This window comes from Cohnella endophytica (assembly GCF_003628305.1).
GTDB lineage: Bacteria > Bacillota > Bacilli > Paenibacillales > Paenibacillaceae > Cohnella > Cohnella endophytica.
Genome location: NZ_RBZM01000004.1, coordinates 98,980 through 121,048 on the forward strand (window position 1 = coordinate 98,980; position 22,069 = coordinate 121,048).

The 22,069-nt window shown below is 49.3% G+C and carries 7 protein-coding genes; 6 read left to right on the forward strand and 1 reads right to left on the reverse strand.

What is annotated here, in order from left to right; all coding sequences use genetic code 11:
* Positions 1 to 619: 619 nt before the first annotated feature.
* From D7Z26_RS27715 to D7Z26_RS07140, 4 genes are all read left to right on the forward strand, one after another.
* A complete protein-coding gene (locus D7Z26_RS27715) occupies positions 620 to 4,732 on the forward strand; it encodes an S-layer homology domain-containing protein (RefSeq protein ID WP_233566704.1) in 4,113 nt (1,370 codons plus the stop codon).
* Between the two features lie 422 nt (positions 4,733 to 5,154).
* Positions 5,155 to 5,796 (forward strand): S-layer homology domain-containing protein, encoded by a 642-nt coding sequence (locus D7Z26_RS07130; RefSeq protein ID WP_120975375.1) that lies wholly within the window; start codon positions 5,155 to 5,157, stop codon positions 5,794 to 5,796.
* A gap of 292 nt (positions 5,797 to 6,088) precedes the next feature.
* Positions 6,089 to 12,484 (forward strand): endo-1,4-beta-xylanase, encoded by a 6,396-nt coding sequence (locus tag D7Z26_RS07135; protein WP_120975376.1) that lies wholly within the window; start codon positions 6,089 to 6,091, stop codon positions 12,482 to 12,484.
* Positions 12,485 to 12,713: 229 nt separating this feature from the next.
* On the forward strand, positions 12,714 to 13,655 hold the full coding sequence (locus tag D7Z26_RS07140) for an SDR family NAD(P)-dependent oxidoreductase (RefSeq protein ID WP_120975377.1): 942 nt from the start codon (positions 12,714 to 12,716) through the stop codon (positions 13,653 to 13,655).
* Between the two features lie 428 nt (positions 13,656 to 14,083).
* Here D7Z26_RS07140 and D7Z26_RS07145 read toward each other — a convergent pair whose 3' ends face one another.
* A complete protein-coding gene (locus D7Z26_RS07145; protein ID WP_325050440.1) occupies positions 14,084 to 14,710 on the reverse strand; it encodes a transcriptional regulator in 627 nt (208 codons plus the stop codon).
* A 955-nt stretch (positions 14,711 to 15,665) separates the two neighbouring features.
* Here D7Z26_RS07145 and D7Z26_RS07150 point away from each other — a divergent pair.
* Both D7Z26_RS07150 and D7Z26_RS07155 read left to right on the forward strand, forming a co-directional pair.
* The gene (locus tag D7Z26_RS07150; protein ID WP_158602230.1) at positions 15,666 to 17,843 is read left to right on the forward strand and encodes a LuxR C-terminal-related transcriptional regulator; all 2,178 of its coding nucleotides are present in this window, start codon (positions 15,666 to 15,668) and stop codon (positions 17,841 to 17,843) included.
* Between the two features lie 126 nt (positions 17,844 to 17,969).
* Entirely contained in the window at positions 17,970 to 22,037 is a 4,068-nt protein-coding gene (locus D7Z26_RS07155) for a GLUG motif-containing protein (RefSeq protein ID WP_120975379.1), read from the forward strand.
* Positions 22,038 to 22,069: the final 32 nt, after the last annotated feature.

Sequence of the window (22,069 nt, forward strand, 5' to 3'; positions counted from 1 at the left end):
GAATTTCAATATCCCGCTAAGGTCCACCAATACAATAAATGTACGCAGTCCATCAGGACTGCGTTTTTTGTTATGGTTTGACGTAAGCTGATCGAACTAAATTAGGACGTTCCGCGCTGGATTTCTACGCATGTCAATATGGATAGTGAAACCATCTCTAGATCGAAAAAGGAATTCAGTCTTTTGTCCGACAGGATATATGCTGGTTGCCATTGGTGCGTTGCAAGCGTGATCTTAAAGATTTCTTTATGTTTCATATATAGAACAATCTTTAATGATAGATTAGAAGTATTGCTGTCATGGGAGATGGTACATGCAGCCGGATACTCGGATCAAGTCATCAGGGGGGATAGTTATTTCGATTACAACGCCGTCGGGATACGCCTCAGGCAAGGTTGCCAACTAGCCGTGAATTGCGGATTTGAACGGAAACGGTATAACCCCTGGCCGGAAGGCCAGAACCGAAGCAGAATTTCTTATTCCGAGAAGCTTATACTTCCACATGAGGTGAAATATTTTGAGAAAAACATTGTCCTTAACGTTGGTTTTCGCACTTATCTTTTCATGGTTGCAATTGTCTTGGAGCATTCGGCATGCTAACGCTAGTGGTGAAACGATTGTGTATGCCAACAAAGACGTTTTTATCGACGACTTCGGTACGTACCCAACTGGCTATGACGCCTTCAGTTTTATTCCGGGAGCCGGACACGTGAATGTGAACGTTGTCGGCCCTGACTATGACGTGGGCATTCAGAAGACGGCGATTAACTTTTCGGGGTTAAATTCCGGGCTACCGTCTACAATTACTTCCGTCAAGCTTCGGGTATTTATCCCGCATATTTATGCCAACCAGGGAACAACGCCGAATGATATTCGAGTCACTGTCCGTGCCTCCGACAATACCACATGGCCGGAAAATTTGTCCAACAATATAGCCAATTTTCCATTGGACAACAACGACAGCCGACTGAATATAGCCAGTCTTCAAAATGTCAGGGTTGCCAGTAATACAGGAACGATTGATACAACCAACGTTGACACGACGTCGGCGGGCTGTACGCCGATCAGCAACATATTGATAGGTTGTCTTTATCTTGATGTCACGGATTACGTGAAAAATAAAATATCCTTGGGCGCAACGGATATTACCTTCCTGTTGAGCGGTCGCGCCGATGCCAACAAAACGGCTTATTTCACCCTTTATCCGGATGAAAATGTGACCTATAAGCCGCAGTTGATTTTTACAGGTTTAGCGGTGACCCACGCGGCCGCGCCGAGCATTGACACGCAGCCTGCGGGCAAGACGGTAAACGTCGGAGGAAGCGCGAACTTAAGCGTAGCGGCTAGCGGAGGCGTATCGCTGAGCTACCAATGGTATAGCAACACGACTAACAGCACTAGTGGAGGTACCTTGATTGCGGGAGCGACCAGCGCTACTTACGCTGCACAGACGGGGACGGCAGGTACGAAGCATTATTACGTTGTTGTGACCAATACGGACAGCAGCGCGACGGGCACCCAAACGGCAACGGCAACGAGCAACGTGGTCACGGTGACGGTGAACGCGCTGACCCATGCAGTCACGCCAAGCATCGACACGCAACCGGCGGACAAGACGGTGAACGTGGGAGGAAGCGCGAGCTTAAGTGTAGCAGCTAGCGGAGGCGTATCGCTCAGCTACCAATGGTATAGCAACACGACCAATAATAATAGCGGAGGTACCTTGATCTCGGGTGCGACCAGCGCTACGTATGCAGCGCCGACGGTAACAGCGGGCACGACGTATTATTTCGTTGTCGTAACCAATACGGACAGCAGCGCGACGGGCAACCAAACGGCAACGTCCACGAGCAACGTGGTCACGGTGACGGTGAACGCGCTGACCCATGCAGTCACGCCAAGCATCGACACGCAACCGGCGGACAAGACGGTGAACGTGGGAGGAAGCGCGAGCTTAAGTGTAGCGGCTAGCGGAGGCGTATCGCTGAGCTACCAATGGTATAGCAACACGACTAACAGCACTAGTGGAGGTACCTTGATTGCGGGAGCGACCAGCGCTACTTACGCTGCACCGACGGGGACGGCAGGTACGAAGCATTATTACGTTGTTGTGACCAATACGGACAGCGGCGCGACGGGCACCCAAACGGCAACGGCAACGAGCAACGTGGTCACGGTGACGGTGAACGCGCTGACCCATGCAGTCACGCCAAGCATCGACACGCAACCGGCGGACAAGACGGTGAACGTGGGAGGAAGCGCGAGCTTAAGTGTAGCAGCTAGCGGAGGCGTATCGCTCAGCTACCAATGGTATAGCAACACGACCAATAATAATAGCGGAGGTACCTTGATCTCGGGTGCGACCAGCGCTACGTATGCAGCGCCGACGGTAACAGCGGGCACGACGTATTATTTCGTTGTCGTAACTAATACGGACAGCAGCGCGACGGGCAACCAAACGGCAACGTCCACGAGCAGCGTGGCCACAGTAACGGTGAACGCGCTGACGCACGCGGCCGCGCCCAGCATCGATACGCAGCCTGCGGACAAGACGGTAAACGTGGGAGGAAGCGCGAGCTTAAGCGTAGCGGCTAGCGGAGGCGTATCGCTCAGCTACCAATGGTATAGCAACACGACTAACAGCACTAGTGGAGGTACCTTGATTGCGGGAGCGACCAGCGCTGCTTACGCTGCACCGACGGGGACGGCAGGTACGAAGCATTATTACGTTGTTGTGACCAATACGGACAGCGGCGCGACGGGCAACCAAACGGCAACGGTAACGAGCAGCGTGGCCACAGTAACGGTGAACGCGCTGACGCACGCGGCCGCGCCCAGCATCGATACGCAGCCTGCGGACAAGACGGTAAACGTGGGAGGAAGCGCGAGCTTAAGTGTAGCGGCTAGCGGAGGCGTATCGCTGAGCTACCAATGGTATAGCAACACGACTAACAGCACTAGTGGAGGTACCTTGATTGCGGGAGCGACCAGCGCTGCTTACGCTGCACCGACGGGGACGGCAGGTACGAAGCATTATTACGTTGTTGTGACCAATACGGACAGCGGCGCGACGGGCAACCAAACGGCAACGGCAACGAGCAACGCGGTTACGGTGACGGTGAACGCGCTGACCCATGCAGTCATGCCAAGCATCGATACGCAGCCTGCGGACAAGACGGTAAACGTGGGAGGAAGCGCGAACCTAAGTGTAGCGGCTAGCGGAGGCGTATCGCTGAGCTACCAATGGTATAGCAACACGACCAACAATAATAGTGGAGGTAACTTGATTGCGGGTGCGACCAGCGCTGCTTACGCTGCGCCGACGGGGACGGCAGGTACGAAGCATTATTACGTTCTTGTGACCAATACGGACAGCGGCGCGACGGGCAACCAAACGGCAACGGCAACGAGCAACGCGGTTACGGTGACGGTGAACGTACCTTCCCCGAGCGGCAATTTATCGCCATCGACGCCTTCGGATCTCGATGTGATCGTACTGGTTAACGGAAAAGCTGAAAACTTGGGCAAAATGGCGAATTCCATACGAGACAATCAGACGATGTCGACGTTTATCATGGACCAGAAAAAACTGGAAGAACTACTGAAGTCCGAGGCGCCAAAATCCGTCGTTACGGTCGTGCCAAACGTCAAATCAGACATTCTGGTAGGAGAGCTAGACGGACAGATGATCAAAAACATGGAAGACAGGCAAGCGATTCTTCAGATCAAAACGGATCGGGCAACCTACACACTTCCGGCACTGCAATTCAACATTCGCGCAATAGCCGATCAATTCGGGAATTCGGTTACGCTGCAAAACGTCAAGGTTCGTATCGAAATTGCAACGCCGATTTCGGATACGGTAAAAGTCGTCGAGAATGCGGCTATGAATGGATCATTCGCTCTTGTCGTACCGCCACTGAGCTTTAGCGTAAAAGTCACGTATGGCGATACGACAATCGAAGTCTCCAAATTTAGTGCGTACGTGGAACGAACGGTTGCCATTCCGGACGGCGTTGATCCAAGCAAGGTAACGACAGGCGTCGTGATCGAACCTAATGGAACGGTTCGCCACGTTCCGACGAAGGTCGTAAAGATCGACGGTAAATTATATGCGGTTATCAACAGCTTGACCAACAGCACGTATTCGGTCGTATGGCATCCGCTCGAATTCAGCGACATGGCGAAGCATTGGGCGAAGGACGCCGTGAACGACATGGGCTCGCGGATGGTCATCGACGGGGCGGGGAACGGCATGTTCAGTCCCGACCGGAACATTACCCGAGCCGAATTCGCGGCGATTCTCGTCCGCGGATTGGGATTACAGCTTGAAAATGGAACTGCGACATTCTCGGACGTGAAAGCGACGGATTGGTATAGCAGCGCGGTGAATACGGCGTATGCGTATCGTCTGATCGACGGATACGAGGACGGCACTTTCCGTCCGATGGAGAAGATCACACGCGAACAGGCGATGACGATTCTGTCTAAAGCGCTCGCGATCACGGGGTTGAAACAGAAGCTGTCGGATCGATCGGCAGACTCGATACTAAAGCCATTCAAAGATGCTGCTCAAGTATCCGTATGGGCGCAAAGCGGAGTTGCCGATTGCGTGCAAGCCGGCGTTGTATCCGGAAGAACCGATGGTGCGCTTGCGCCAAAGGCCTACATGACTAGGGCTGAGGTTGCAACCATTATTCAAAGACTCTTGCAACTATCCGACTTGATCTAAGTAAAGAGGGGGCGAAATTCGCCCCCTCTATTTATGTCATTATCATGAACACCAAACATGTGGAGTGTTTAATAATGATGGTTAACGCTAAGAACGTCATCGTGGACTTTACTTCGTTAGCAAGTTAATCGGAATTTCAATATCCCGCTAGGGTCCACCATACCTTATCATCAGAACGACAGAGATGCCGTTTTTTTTATTTCATTTTGTGCTTGGATATATTTCAAACCCCTATCTGAGAACATTTGAACGGTTTCTTTGTAACGTCACACATGCTGAGTGGACGTGGTACTTGAGGTGTAGCTAACATGCTGATGCTGACTAGTAACTCTGCCGCAGTTTATCGCTAATACTGAGTCTCTTAGGGAACTAGGGGTTGGCGATGGTGAAGAGGATCCATTAGAGGAATAATTGTAAATTACATGCAAGACCCAATCTTGTCCGTCCTGAAAGTCCAGTTCGGCGTTGAGACGCCTGAAAACGCGACGAAGCCAGACTCACTAAAAGGTAACAGCGCCGCCTCAAAGAACGTCGCGGATCTGAGTTTTACAGAAACGGACGCGGAAATTCAAAGCGCGATCGACAATGACCTAGAAATACATGGGCATACGCTCGTCTGGGAAAGCCAATCGATTCCGTGGCTGAACAACTACTTCCTGTCACTGCTCGTTCGCTTATTGGAGCTTAAAGGTAACGATGCTTCCGTAACGACGTTCTCCGACGTGGATTCTTCCGCATACTACTACGATGCGGTCAAGATCGCTGCGCAGCTCGGCATCATTCAAGGCACGGGCAGCAATCTGTTCGATCCGAACAGCAAGATCTCGCGTCAAGACATGATGGTCATCGCGGCGCGCGCGGCGAAAGCCGCGGGCAAAGCGTTGCCGACAGGCGGCACTTTGGGTGCGTTCAGCGACGAGACTTCGGAAGCTTCTTACGCGAAAGACAGCGTTGCAGCGTTGGTCAATGCCGGTATCGTGCAAGTTTCGAACGGCAAATTGGCGACGAACAGGCTTCCTCACTCGCGCCGAATCGGCAGTTATCCTGCAACAGATTTGGAGTAAATAAAGGTTTCATTAACTAATAATGAGGATGGCGAAGAGGTTGTTTCTGCGCCATCCTCATTTTGTTGTGGTCTGTTACAGCCTTCATATTTTCCAAAATGAAATATGGTGGTTCATAAGTTCGGATCTAATATCTTCTTTAATTTTTATAGTAGAATCTCTACTTCGCTAGGTGCCGCCCTATTAAAACGCTCATTATAATTGAAGATACGGGAAGGAGAAGTCATTCAACATCAAGGTTGAAAGCGCTTCAGGTAACTTTAAAAATTCATTCTGGGGGGAAGGACATCAAATGAGTAGACGCTTCAAACGGCAATTGCTGTCACTGTTAGCCGCGGTACTGTTAGTGCCGCAATTTTGGTTTGCTCCAAAAGCGAATGCAGCGAGCGCAACGATACCTGTCATCCTGTATCATGTAATCACCGATAATCCATCCGGAGATTATCAATACAGCACAGCCAACTTCAAAAAACAAATGAAGTATCTGAACGATAACGGCTATACCACCGTATCCGCGGAACAGTACGTCGACATTATCGTGAACGGGGCAACCGCTCCTTCTAAACCGATCCTGCTGACGTTCGACGACGCGACACCGGACTTTATTACAAACGCGCTTCCAGTATTGACGCAGTACAACATGAAAGCGGTATCTTTCGTCATCCAGGACAATATCGGTTCTTGGGGAATGACACTGAGCCAATTGAACACGCTGAAAAACAACCCGAACATCAGTCTTCAAAACCATACAAAGACGCATGATCAAGCCGTATGGACGACTAGCATCACCAAAGCGACCGCGGCCGCGGAAATCCAATCCGCGAATACGTTCTTGAAAGGAATTACCGGCAAAGATCCGATCCTTCTTGCCTATCCTTACGGCAACTACAACGCGGACGTAAAAGCAGCCGCGACGGAGAACGGAATTATTGTCGGTTTCAAAGCCTGGAGCGGAGATGACGACGCCTTGGCGATGGGACGTATTCTCATTAAGAAAGACGATACTTTAAATACCTTCGCAGCCGCGATCGGCGGACCTACGCCTCCGACACCAGAAGCGATCGGGAACGTTGTTGTTTCGAACGACTTCGAGAACGGCACGCAAGGATGGTTTAAGCGCGGTACCGAGACGGTAACGGCTTCGACCAATGCCGCTCATAGCGGAACCCGCAGTCTCTTGGTGGAAGGAAGAACGGACAACTGGAACGGCCCGGGCTTTAACCTCGCCGCCACCGGCAAACTGAACAAGGAATCAGTTTACGAGTTTTCCGCATGGGTTAAACTCAAAGAGGGAACAACAGGCTCCGAGACAATCCAATTCGGCGCTCAACAGACAGGGGCAGCCAACGAGTACCTGAATCCAGGCTCCGCGGCAACGGTAACAGCCGACGCTTGGGTACAAGTCAAAGGCGAGTATACTTACGACATGAACGCCAATTCCCTGCAAGTCTACTTACAGAGCAACAGCAGTAAAACCGTTAGCTTCTACGTCGACGATTTCCAAGTGAAAGTCGTCAAACCGGCCGTTCTTGTCGAGAAATTCGAAAACGGCAAAAATGGGTGGACCGGCAACGGCGCTACGGCGACCGTAACGAATGCCGTCTACCACTCCGGCTCGAACGCGCTTCTCGTGACGGGACGCACCCAAAATTACCACGGCCCGAGCCTAGTGTTGACGGATACGCTTGAAAAAGGCGCGGAATACGAAATTTCCGCCTACGCCAAGCTGGATACCGGAGCAGCTTCGACGCAGTTAAAGGCATCGATTGAGCAATCCGGATTAACCGGCAACGACCAGTTTAAGCAAGTAATCGGGTTGACGACGGTCACCGACGGCGCTTGGGTGAAACTGAGCGGTACTTATACGTATAACACCGCCGCTACGGGAATTAAACTCTACTTCGAATCCGAAGACGCCGGTAAAAATACAAGCTTCGCGATCGACGACGTCGTCATCCGCCAGACCAGCGCAGCTCCTCCTCCAGGATTCATCGTCCTGTCCCAAAGCTTTGAGGATGGTCAGCTCGGAGGTTGGACGGATCTGGGATGGAACGGCACCGGAACAGCGGTAGTATCGTCCGACTACGCATCCGAGGGAACGAAATCCCTTCTATATAAGAACCGTTCGGACAGAAAGAGCGCCGTATCTCTCAATCTGACCAGCAAGTTGGTATCCGGTCATAAGTACGATATCTCGTACAAACTTCGCTCTGCTCAAGGAACCGATAACTACCACTTAGGCGCGAAAGTCAAATCCGGCGGAACGGATAGCTACCCATGGATTATCGGCAACCAAGCCGTTACGGACTCCGCTTGGAAGACGTTCGAACTGAAAGGCTACGAAGTGCCTGCCAGCACGACCGAATTCCTAGTGTGGATCGAAGCGAACATCTACAGTCCAGACGAAACCGCCACGGCGAAAGCCGACTACTATATGGACGAATTCGTAATCAAAGACGTTACGCCTGGCGCCGAGCCTCCGAGAACTCCAGCCGTGCCATTCAATACTATAACGTTCGAGGATCAATCGAAGGGCGGCTTTGTCGGCCGTGCGGGAACGGAAATGTTGACCGTGACGGATGAAGCCAACCACACCGACAACGGTTCTTATGCGTTGAAAGTAGAAGGCCGTACAGACTCTTGGCACGGTCCGACGATTCGTGTCGAGCAGAACGTAGACAAAGGGAGCGAGTACAAAGTAACGGCATGGGTCAAGCTGATCTCGCCGACCAGCTCGCAGCTTCAATTGTCCACTCAAGTCGGCAACGGCAGCACCGCAAGCTATAATACCATACAAGCAAAAACCGTCAGAGCTACCGACGGATGGGTGAAGCTTGAAGGCACCTATCGTTACTCGAGCGTAGGCGACGAATTTTTGACCATCTACGTCGAGAGCTCCAGCAACAAGACTGCTTCTTTCTACATCGACGATATCAGCTTCGTGAACACGGGCTCGATCCCTATTTCAGTACAAAAAGACCTGACGCCAATCAAGACGCAGTACCAAAACGATTTCTTGATCGGCAACGCGGTATCCGCGGCGGATTTCGATGGCACTCGCCTGGAGCTTCTCAAATTGCATCATAATGTCGTCACGGCGGAAAACGCCATGAAACCGGATGCGACGCAGGCGGTCAAAGGTACTTTCACTTATGCGGATTCGCTTGTCGATAAAGCGATCGCCGCAGGGATGAAAGTACACGGCCATGTGCTCGTATGGCATCAGCAGACACCTGCGTGGATGACTACTTCGAACGGTTCGCCTTTGAGCCGCGAAGAGGCACTCGCCAATATGAGAACCCATATCGAAACGGTTTTGACGCACTACGGTGACAAATACGGCAACAATTTTGTTTCTTGGGACGTCGTCAACGAAGCGATGAACGACAATCCTTCTAATCCTTCGGATTGGAGTGCTTCCCTTCGCACCTCTCCTTGGAAAACGGCGATCGGTAACGATTACGTGGAGCAGGCGTTCTTGGCAGCAAGAGAAGTGCTGGACGCGCACCCCTCTTGGAATATCAAGCTCTATTACAACGATTACAACGATGATAACCAGAACAAAGCTACGGCTATTTACAACATGGTCAAAGCTATCAACGACAAGTACGCGCTTACGCATCCGGGCAAGAAGCTGATCGACGGCGTCGGCATGCAGGCGCATTACAACGTCAACACGAAGCCGGACAACGTTAAAGCGTCGTTGGAGCGGTTTATCTCCTTGGGCGTTGAAGTCAGCATTACCGAGCTGGACATAACGGCCGGCAACGGCGGTACGATCACCGAAAAGGAAGCAATCGTACAAGGCTACTTGTACGCGCAGCTATTCCAAATTTACAAAGAGCACGCCTCGAATATCGCCAGAGTCACCTTCTGGGGTCTGAACGACGCGACGAGCTGGAGAAAAGAACAACCGCCGTTGCTCTTCGATAACAACCTGCAAGCGAAGCAAGCCTATTACGGCGTTATCGATCCGAGCAAGTTCATAGCGGAGCACCCGCCGGCTTCGGCAACCGCTAGCCAAACGTCCGCTAAATACGGTACGCCGGTCATAGACGGAACCATTGACACGATCTGGAGCGATGCGCCTGAAGTGTCGATCCAGAAGTTCCAGATGGCTTGGCAAGGTGCACGCGGTGTAGGCAAAGCGCTCTGGGATGATCACAACCTGTATGTGCTAATCCAAGTTACTGATAATGCGGAACTGGATAGTACTAGCCCGAACGCATATGAACAAGATTCCGTCGAAGTGTTCGTAGACGAGAATAATGGAAAGACAGCTTCCTATGAATCGGATGACGGGCAATACAGAGTAAACTATAAGAACCAGGCAACTTTCAATCCGTCAAGCAAAGCAGCCGGTTTCGAGTCGGCCACCTCTCTTTCCGGAACGAACTACACGGTAGAAATGAAAATACCGTTAACATCGATCACGCCGGAAAACAACATGAAGCTAGGCTTTGACTTGCAAATCAACGACGGTAAAAACGGTGCTCGTCAGAGCGTTGCCGCATGGAACGATTTGACCGGCCAAGGTTATCAAGACACGTCCGTTTTTGGAGTGCTTACGCTTTTCGGTAAGAGTCCTCCTGCAACGCCACCGGAGGCGCCTGCGAACGTAACGGCTTCCGCCGTGAACGCTAGCTCGATCAAGTTGAATTGGGATGCCGCTTCAGACACGAACGTAACGTTCTCCGTCTATCGCGGAACGTCCGAATCCGGTCCTTTCACGGAAATAACTTCAGGCAAAACGGGTTCTGAATACACGGATACGGGTCTGGAGGCTTCAACGAAGTACTACTACAACGTTAAGGCAGTTAAAGGGGAATTGGTGTCGGATGCATCCGCAGTCGTAAATGCAACGACGAATCCTCAGGTTGTAACGCCGCCTGAAGAGGTTTTGGCGGTACCTACGGGATTGACGGCCGCTGCACAAAGCCAATCCTCGATCAAGTTGAATTGGGATGCCGCTTCATACACGAACGTAACGTTCTCCGTCTATCGCGGAGAGTCCGAATCCGGTCCATTCACGGTAATCGCTTCCGGTGAATCGGGTACTGAATACACGGATACGGGTCTGGAGGCTTCAACGAAGTACTACTACAACGTTAAGGCAGTTAAAGGGGAATTGGTGTCGGATGCATCCGCAGTCGTAAATGCAACGACGAATCCTCAGGTTGTAACGCCACCTGAAGAGGTTTTGGCGGTACCTACGGGATTGACGGCCGCTGCACAAAGCCAATCCTCGATCAAGCTGACTTGGAACACCACTTCAGACACGAGCGTAACGTTCTCCGTCTATCGCGGAACGTCCGAATCCGGTCCTTTCACGGAAATCGCTTCTGGCAAAACGGGTTCTGAATACACGGATATGGGTCTGACCGCTTCGACGAAGTACTATTACTACGTGAAGGCAGTTAAAGGGGAATTGGTGTCGGATGCATCCACAGTTGTGTTTGCAACAACGAGCGCCGCTCCGCCTCAGACCGGTACAGTCACGCCTCCTCCGGTGACTGAACAGCCGGCTGAAAACGGCCAGATCACACCAAAAGTTACCGTGAATAACGGTAAGGCATCGTCCAACATCTCTGCCGGCAATCTGCAGAAAGCGTTCGATCAAGTTGTAACTAACGCTGCAGGCAAGAAAAAAGTTACGATCGACATTCCTGCAACAGCAGGCGCAAATTCATACGAAGTGCAATTGCCGCTTCAAAGCCTGAAAGATTCCGGATCGACAGTACTTGCGATCAAGACGGAGAACGGCACGGTCGAGCTGCCTGGCAACATGCTGGCAGGCACGAACGTCGGCAGCTCCGATTCCATATCGGTTCGCTTGGGCAAGGTCTCGACAGAAGGACTCAGCAATGACGTCCGCCAGCAAATCGGTAACCATCCGGTCATTAGCCTCGAAGTTTTGGCAGGCGACTCCGTTGTCGCTTGGAACAACCCGAACGCGTCTGTAACGGTATCCGTTCCTTACACGCCGACGGCTGAAGAGCTAAGCAACCCGGATCACATCATCATCTGGTACATCGACGGCATCGGCAAAGCGACACCTGTGCCGAATGCCCGCTACGATGCAGCAAGCGGTACGGTCAAATTCTCGACGACTCACTTCAGTAACTATGCAGTTGCATTCGTCGTGAAATCGTTCGGAGATCTTCAGTCCGTACCATGGGCGAAGAAAGCGATCGAAGCGATGGCATCTCGCGGAATCATTAACGGCACGAGCGAGAATGCGTACGATCCGAACGCCGCCATCAAGAGAGCGGACTTCCTGTCGCTGCTCGTTCGCGCATTGGAGCTTAAAGGTAACAATGCTTCCGTAACGATGTTCTCCGACGTGGATTCCTCCGCATACTACTACGATGCGGTCAAGATCGCTGCGCAGCTCGGCATCATTCAAGGCACGGGCAGCAATCTGTTCGATCCGAACAGCAAGATCTCGCGTCAAGACATGATGGTCATCGCGGCGCGCGCGGCGAAAGCCGCAGGCAAAGCGTTGCCGACAGGCGGCACTTTGGATGCGTTCAGCGACGAGGCATCGGTAGCTTCTTACGCGAAAGACAGCGTTGCAGCGTTGGTCAATGCCGGTATCGTGCAAGGCTCGAACGGCAAATTGGCGCCGAATAGCTCTCTCACTCGCGCCGAAGCAGCAGTTATCCTGCAACGAATTTGGAGTAAATAAGAGTTTCAGATAGCCTGAAGAGGCTGCTCTGCAGATTGAATCTTGATATGCTCCCCATACGGTAGACAGGTGAAATAATAAATAACCTGTTTGCTGTGAGGGGAGCATTTTTCATGCCCGAAAATAAACTTAGTGCCTCAGAGAAATTAGCTATCATGCAAGAGATTGGCTTCGAGCGGAGAATACTTTTTATAAACGCTGTTAAATTACTCAAATCGGGAGGGTGCACATGAACGACAAAATTGTTGTCATTACAGGAGCAAATTCGGGAATCGGCAAGTCAGCGGCGATGAAATTTGCAACAGAAGGCTATCGGGTGATCATGGCTTGCCGCAATATGGAGATTAGCAAAACCGTGCAACGAGCCATTATCGAGACTTCAAAAAATAAGGACGTAGACTTGATAGAGCTCGACGTGTCGTCTTTCGATTCTATTCGTACATTTTGCGCTGCTTTTAAGGCTAAATACCCACGCTTGGACATTCTAATCCATAACGCCGCCTATTTAAATTACGGTGAAAAAGCGTATACGCTCAGCCCCGAGCAAATTGAATTGACTTTTGCGACGAATACATTCGGTCCTTTCCTGATGACTCGCATATTGGCGGATCATCTTGCTAAATCGCAAGACCCGCGTGTGTTGAATGCTTGCACGACGAACATCAAACATTTCTTCAATCCGAAGCGAAAAATCGACTTCGACAATTTGTTAGGCGAATATCGGGACACAAAGCCTTTTAGCGTCTATAAAATGTATGGGGACTCGAAAATGGCTCTGTTGATGCTGACCTTCAAAATGGCGGAGCAATTTAAAAGCCAAGGGATTAAGGTCAACGCATTACAAATTAATCGCGTGAAACTGTCGAAAGAGACGATTCGGAAAATGAGTCCTGGTTGGAAAGTGCTTGCGTGGGCGCAAAATCTAACGAACCCTATGCCTGCGGGCATGGCCGACAACTACTATCACATTAGCACTTCGGATGAATACACGCATGCGACAGGTCAGCTATTCAACCATAAGAGAGAAATTGTCCGCCAAGCGGCAAGCGAAAAGGGCTTCACGCAATTGAAGAACATTTTCGGTTCCGGCAGCTATCCGAGCTACGCAACCGATCCTTACAATGTAGAGAAGATATGGAGCATGTGTACTTCGCTGGCTGCGGGGGATTAGCTGGGCAGATAGTTCACGTAGAGGTATTACACACCCCAAAAGAAATAACGAGTTTTATATCCCAAGCCTTTAGCTCAACTGGGGCGTTCCGCACGGACGGAACGAAGTGAAGGAGTACGGCATTGAAATTTACCGCTAAGAACTTCATTATCGATTTCACTTCGTCAGTATAGTTAATCGGAATTTCAATATCCGCTAGGGTCCACCAAACATAAACACCGACACGCTGAATAGAGCGTGTTGGTGTTTGTGTTTGATCGGACTGAGTTGGTCGTACCAGTTGAGTTGTTCAGTGAATCTAACGGTCTCCATCGCCGTTAAATCACAGATTATAGGTATTTTGCAATTCTAACGGTCGTAAATGCGGCTATTCGAATTTTTTTGAACCAAACGAGGATATCTGCACCAATTAACGTTGCTCACAACCGTTAGAAATTCAAAGGCGGCATTTTTGATTGATTAATGGCTGTGGCACCCGTTAGATTTTTGTCATTTAGCCGATATGTGCGGTATCTTTGTTTTCCACTTGCAACAACAAGTATGTTCTTGGCGACAAGTGATCGAAGGATTACTCTGGTGCGATGCTCGGAGAGGGAAAGGTGTGCGGACAGTTCACGAGCTTCAAATGTTCGCATTAATCTTGAGGAAAACCTTATCGTTTCTTTTTCCGCCCAATTCAATCCCGATGCGATATCAATCGATAAAAACTTCCCGACAAAGGAAAGCACCAATTGTTTGCACACTCCGGGATCGTCGCGAATGGACAAGTATGCGATCGGTAAAAAGGACCAATCATCAAGAACAAGTAAGGCTTGTTTCATGCATAAATCCTTGAATCGTTCTACCTCAATGTCTCTGGCATGACTGCGATAATCATGAATCTCTATACATCCTTTCGCGCCGCCGGGCATATAGGCAAGATCAAGATAACGATATCGGTTATTAAAATCGCGAACTTCATACTCGGGATGCAAATCGTTAAAGTTTCCAATTACAGGGAACCATATCGAGCGCAGAAAAGTAACAACACTGTAGCTTAATCCTTTTTTTAACATTTCTCGTCTTCTTGGATTTTTCTCTTTAGCAATCTACAAGGTTAACCAATTTCCATAAATTTCGTCAAATAATAAGCTCATGCTCATCTTCCTACCTTTCTAAATTGAAAACGAAAAACCGCTCTAATACGATGTTCATCTAAGAGCATCGCATCAAAGCGGTATGTGCTTCACACCGTGATTTATTTTTAGTTTACTATATTTTTCAATTTAAAAGCAACATTTTTCCATTTTGATTTCGTTTCCTTGAGTAAAGAATTTCAGGTGAAAATATTTCCTGATTCGTCAAAACCCGCGGGGTCTTAGGTATCGGAATTTCAATATCCCGCTAGGGTCCACCAAACCTAAATTTTAAACACGCCACTTAGGCGTGTTTTTTATGTGCAAACCATACCCCAACGACTAAAAACACTTTGAATGGGCCTGTTTGGCGTTCCCGGTACTATAATCGGTAATAACGGAAACTACATGTTATGGTAAAATAAGAAAAAGGACTGCAACTTATCACATACAAATTCAGCTATCCCACTGGCGGATTTGATTTTCATCACCTTGTCCATACGGAGGCTCTCCAGTGATTGCGACTACGAAGTTTCATATTCCCCAGGTGCGGAGCTCGTTGGTACCACGACCTAGATTAATACATCGTCTTAATGAGGGAATGGAGGCTAAGCTGACGCTTCTGTCCGCTCAAGCAGGTTACGGCAAGACAACTGCGTTAAGTGAATGGGCCAGACAAATCAGCATGCCTGTGGCATGGATTTCACTAGATAAACAGGATAATGATTGGAACCAGTATTGGAGCTGTGCAATCGCTTCGATTCGGATATCTTATCCCAATTTCGGAAGCCACTTCATGTCCCTTATTGAGAAAGGTTCTGCGGTTCCACTGGAACTTGCCATGACGTCACTTTTAAATGAGTTGCATGCATTAACGAGTGAGCTTGTTATCATTTTGGACGATTATCAGTTCATTGAGCTTCCTATTATTCATAAGTCCATGACCTATTTGCTTGAGCATTTGCCTGCGAATGTTCACATCTTTGTTGCAAGCCGTATAGATTTGGCGATTCCTACTGCGAGACTGCTGGCCAAAGGGGAATTCCATCAAATCCATATGCAGGATTTGCGATTTCAACTGAATGAAGGGCTCGTTTTTTTTCAGAAAATGGCCGAATTGTCCTTAACGGAAACGCAAGTGACGGATCTGTTTCACAGTACGGAGGGCTGGGTTAGCGGATTGCAGCTGGCGGCGATCTCTCTGAAGCGAAGTCCTAATATAGCGGAGTCAATTCAACGTTTTAGCGGACAGCATCATTATATATTCGATTATTTGCTGGAAGAGGTGTTCGAGCACCAATCGGAATCCATGCGAGCCTTTTTACTGGAAACGTCTATGCTTAACCGGATGAACCATTCCTTATGCGAGGCGGTAACGGGCTTGTCGAACAGCCAGGAACGCTTGGAGGAACTGGAGCGATTGAATTTATTTATTATCCCGTTGGACGAGCAGAGAAACTGGTACCGTTATCATCATTTGCTCTCTGATTTCTTGCAACATCTATTCATCCGAACCGACACGGATAAAGGGATACAAGTACATATTCGCGCAGCAAATTGGCTCGAGCAGCATGGATTGGACGAAGAGGCGGTAGAGCATTATCTGGAAGGGAAACAATACGCGGATGTTGTTCGGTTGATCGAGAGGAACTTGCTTGCTTTGGTTCAAAGTAAAAGCGTTACTTTGATGAGATGGGTTGCTCGTTTGCCGGAAGATTCTTTCGTCGAGAAGCCGATGATCGAATTATTCTACATATCCGTGTTGCTTGGCGTTGGCGAGTGGCAGCCCGCATTCAACAGAGTGGAGCAGGCTATGGCCCGATTTACAGTTTTGCAAAAGCAGCGGACCTCTGCGGAGTGGGACTCGGTTATGGGCAATATTTATTTCTTCTGCGCGGTTGTCGCATATCTTCAACGAGACTTGGGCCGAACGTCGCATTACTTTGAGTTGGTCGAGCGTTATATGCCCGAAGGCAGTTTCTTTCAAACCATGGGACGCAACCGATTTCAAGGCTATGATTCGTTCGATGACCATTTGGCCTGGATCAACGATCTTCATGCAGCGGAAGCTTTTCTATTGAAGTGGATCGCAGCTTGGGAGGAGAAGACGGAATATCCTTTTATCGGTTATTTGTATGTCTCCTATAGCAAACTGCTGTATGAGTGGGACCGATTGGAAGAAGCGGAGTCGTATGCGAATAAGGCGATTGAACGCAAGGATATGCAACCCTACGCGCGGATTATGATACCTATTGCCATTAGTGCTTCCCGGATTCAGCAAGCCAGAGGAAATTCTGCGCGGGCAAGAGATCTGCTCACGCAGTTGAAGGTGCAGATCGATTCTCCCGATTATGAATTGTTCATGCTGAAGGTCGAAGCCGAACAAGTTTGTTTATCGTTGCAGCAAGGTTCGATCGAAGCTGCGGAAGCGTGGTTGCAATGCTGCGGTTTGGCGCATACGGATGAAGTTTCGCTTAACCGTGTGGCAGACCATCTCGCTTTGGCTAGAGTTCTTGCGGAGAGTGAACGAATGGAAGATGCGCTTTACCTGCTTGGACGGCTTTATCATCTGCTAAGCAAGGAAGATCGTCTTCGGGATCGAATCAAGGTATTGATTCTCCAAAGTTTAACGCAACAGCGTCAGGGTCAGATGGAAAATGCTCTCGTTCAGTTGGAGACTGCTTTGCACTTGGCGGAACCGGAGGGGTACATCCGCAGCTTTATTGACGAAGGTCCTCGGATGGCGGAGCTGTTATCCGCGTATTGGCAGGTACGGCAAGGTAGTGGCCTAAGCTATAAGCCCTCGGTTTCATTGGTCTATGTAAAGCATCTGCTTCAAGCATTGTCTATCACTCCGGAAGAGAAACAGTCTATTAATGAGAGTTTAACAGAGCAGGAGAAGAGGGTACTAGGGTTGATTATTCAGGGATTGTCGAATAGGGAAATGGCTGATCAGTTGAACATTGCAGGTGAAACCGTGAAATGGCATATCAAAGGGATTTACAGAAAGCTTAACGTAAATAATCGCGTAAAAGCACTGCAGCGTGCCAAACAATTAACGATAGGGGAATGAGAGTCCCCCCATAGCATTGTCCAATCGCCCCCCCGAACGGGGGATTTTTTTTTGGTAGCAATAGACTTAGAGTAAGTAGAGAATCGCGTAGTTTGTGCATAAGGAAAGATTGAGAGGAGAAAGAAAATGCGTACAAGAGGCAGCAAAATTTTGATTATGATGTTGGTTATGGCAATGATGTTCGGCGGTGTTACTGGATGGGGGATTACCGGAGGCGGCAAAGTCTTTGCAGCAGATAGTGGTGACTTTGACGGAGGAACAGGAACGTCAGGCGATCCCTTTCAGATTAATACCGCTGCTCAGCTCGATAATGTCAGGGATCATGTAGAAGCGGGTGTTTATTTCGAATTGACGAATGATATTGATTTGAGCAGCTATTCAAGCGGTGAAGGCTGGTTACCTATTGCGAATTTTGGCGGAAGCTTGGATGGCAATGGGTTTATAATCATGAATCTAAAGATCAATAGACCAGGCGATAATTTAATAGGACTTTTCGGAAAAAGCGCATGGGACAGTAAGTTTATAAATATCGTACTTGAAAATATGAATGTGCAAGGCAACAATCATGTAGGTGGCTTGGTGGGATATAACGAAGGGGGATCAATCAACAACAGCTACGCCACAGGGAGCGTGGGTGGAGATTCTTATGTAGGCGGCTTGGTTGGATATAACTACGGGGGAACGATTAGCAACAGTTACGTCACAGCGAGCGCGAGCGGAGCTCATTTTTTTGTAGGCGGCTTGGTAGGATATAACATTGGGTATAGCTTTGGGGGAACGATTTACAACAGCTATGCCACAGGGAATGTTCATGGTGGAGATTCTTATGTAGGCGGTTTGGTAGGATATAACTACGGGAGTTACAGCGGGGGAACGATCAGCAACAGCTATGCTACAGGAAATGTGAGCGGCAATAATAATCTTGGTGGCTTGGTAGGACAAAACCAATCGTATAACAACGGGGGAACAATCAGCGACAGCTTCTACGACAGCACGACAACAGGTCAATCCGATTCAGGAAAAGGCACAGGCGTAATTACTGCAAACATGCAAAAGAAAGATACATTTACCAGTTGGAATTTCAACTCGGATTGGTACGTAATACCAGGTCAATACCCGCGATTATGGGCACTTACAGCCTTGACGGAAGGTACGGACGTCGGTACCACGAAAATTGTTCATGTTGCGAATGGTATGGAATATTCGATTGGGAATGGCGAGTACACAGCGTTTACGAATACTTCATTGGATAATATACCTGTAAATGCGGGCGATACGATTTCCGTCCGTGTAGCTGCGGATATTTCCAGCGCAAAAACGTTGACGGTAAGTCTAACGGACATCAAGCCTGCAAATGCCCCTACAACAGCGGCTTTGACGGTTGGAACGAACATCACGGGAACAACGCAGATATCCGGCGTAACCGATTTGATGGAGTACAAAGTCGGCAGCGGTTCGTACACTGCGATTGCGAGTACAAGCGTAGATAACATTGTCGTCTCGGAAGGCGATAACATTTATGTTCGAGTCAGGGCAACAACGCAACCGGCGTCCATTGCGCAAGTTTTGACCGTAGCGCTTGCGAATATCAAGATAGGTTCAATTAAAGTACCAGCCATAGCTTTAACTGCACCAGAACCATACGCAACGCCGGTATTATCGCTAGCGCCAACGGCGGAATATACGGCAACGGTAGCTTGGTTGCCGGCAGATGAACATTTTAAAGAAGAAGTACCCTATACGGCGACCATAACGCTAACCCCAAAAAGCGGATATACCTTTTCGGGCGTGACCTCGAACTTCTTTACGGTAGCAGGAGCTACAGCAACGAATTCAGCTCAGTCTGGCGTAGTAACAGCCGCATTCTCGGCAACTTCTGCAGCCTTTGACGGCGGAACGGGAACTGAAGACAATCCATATCGAATTGCAACCGCTTCTCAATTTGATAAAGTTAGATACGTTTTAGAAGAAGGCGTCTATTTCAAGTTGACGGCCGATATTGATTTGAGCAGCTATGGGGCTGGCGAAGGCTGGGATCCGATTGGATCTTACGACGATGATGAACAAAGTGGAGCATTTCAAGGGAATATGGACGGAAACGGCCATACAATAAAGGGGTTAAAGATAAGTAACTCATCCAATAATCCCGTAGGATTATTCGGCACTGTCGGCGAGAATGGTTCGATTAGAAATATGATCGTGGAAGATGTAAATATTGATGGCGGCTATGCAGTCGGCGGCTTGGTTGGACTCAATTTTGGAACAATCGCCAATAGCTGCTACGCCACGGGAAATGTGAGCGGAAGTGATAATTATGCAGTTGGCGGTTTGGTGGGTATCAATATTGGAACAATCAGCAAAAGCTACGCCACAGGAGATGTGAGTGGAAGTGATACTAGTGAAGTAGGCGGCTTGGTTGGTTACAATGAAGGAACGATCACTAATAGCTACGTCACAGGAAGCGTGAGTGGAGATGGTGATGTAGGCGGTTTGGTTGGTTACAATGAAGGAACGATCACTAAAAGCTACGTCACAGGAAGCGTGAGTGGAGATGGTGATGTAGGCGGTTTGGTTGGTTACAATGAAGGAACGATCACTAATAGCTACGCAACAGGAAGCGTGAGTGGAGATGGTAATGTAGGCGGCTTGGTCGGTTACAACCATTACAATGGAGATATCAGCAGTAGCTACGCCACAGGAAGCGTGAGTGAAGCAGAAGAAGTAGGCGGCTTGGTTGGTTTCAACAATGGAGATGTAAGCGACAGTTTCTATGATATCGAAACAACTGGACAAGAAGATGAAGGTAAAGGCATTGGTAAATCAACCGAGGATATGATAAAAAAAGATACGTATGTGGCTGAAGACTGGGACTTTAGCGATACATGGGCGATAAGCGCAACACGCAACGGCAGCTATCCCTATTTGCAAGCTATTCAGCTCTATTTGGACTATGACGGTAACGGAAAGACAAGCGGAAGCGCTCCGATTGACGCGATTTCCTATATGCCGGGTTCACCGGTTGCTGTCAAGGCTAACACGGGGAACCTGGCGAGATCGGGCTACACATTCACGGGATGGAACACAAAAGCGGATGGCTCGGGGACGACTTATGCTCCGGCAGCAAAATTGAAGTTGACCGAAAATTCGATTTTATATGCGAAGTGGACAGCTAATGCTCCAGGAAATGGAGGCGGTTATCCAAGCGATACCAAAGTGACCTCCACGGACGGCAAGCTAACCCTTCCGGCAGGCAGAGCGGGCGAGGTTAGTTTGGAAAATGCGGTAGTGATCACGATTCCGGCTAATGCTACGGGCAAAGACCTGAAACTAACGATCGATAAGGTGTTAGATGCGCAGAAGCTTCTTACAAGCAAAGACATTCTAATTACCGCGGTATATGAGATTTTGAAGAACTTCCCGGAGAACTTCGACAACCCGGTCACATTGACTTTTACCTTCGATCCTGCAAGCTTGAAGAGCGGTCAAAAGGCGTCTGTCTTCTACTATGATGAAACGAAGAAAGAATGGGTCGAAATTGCTGGCAGTAAAGTAAGCGGAAATCACATTTCGGTAACTGTCAATCACTTTACGAAGTTTGCGGTACTCTCTGTAAACCAAACTTCAGAAGTGCCTGACCAAAACCCAAAACCAACGATTACCTTTAGCGATATCGCCGGACACTGGGCAGAATCAGCAATTAAGCAAGCGGTAAGCCATGGAATCGTGAGCGGTTATCCGGATGGAACGTTTAAGCCGAATCATACGGTGACCCGTGCGGAATTTACGGTTATGCTGATGAATACGTTGAAGTCGCAAGGAACAGGAGCGGCGTTGACGTTCTCGGATGAGGCGAAGATCGGCGTTTGGGCGAAGCCGGCCTTGGCGCAAGCCGTACAAGCAGGTATCATTAAAGGCTTCAAGGACGGGACTTTCCGCCCAGGTGCGGCGATTACGCGAGCGGAGATGGCGTCTATGGTCGCGAACGCGCTCCAATTGCAGGCCGAATCGACGAGCGCAACAGGCTTCGCGGACGACAAGGACATTCCTTCATGGGCGAAAGGCTCAATCGCAGCCATTAAGAAGCTTGGCCTTGTATCAGGCAATGGCTCGAACGCCTTCGCTCCTGCGGCTAATACGACAAGAGCAGAGGCCATTACGGTGCTGCTGAACGTGTTGACGTATATGAGTAAGTAAAGGTAAAGATATTCATTTAACCATTGAAGTAG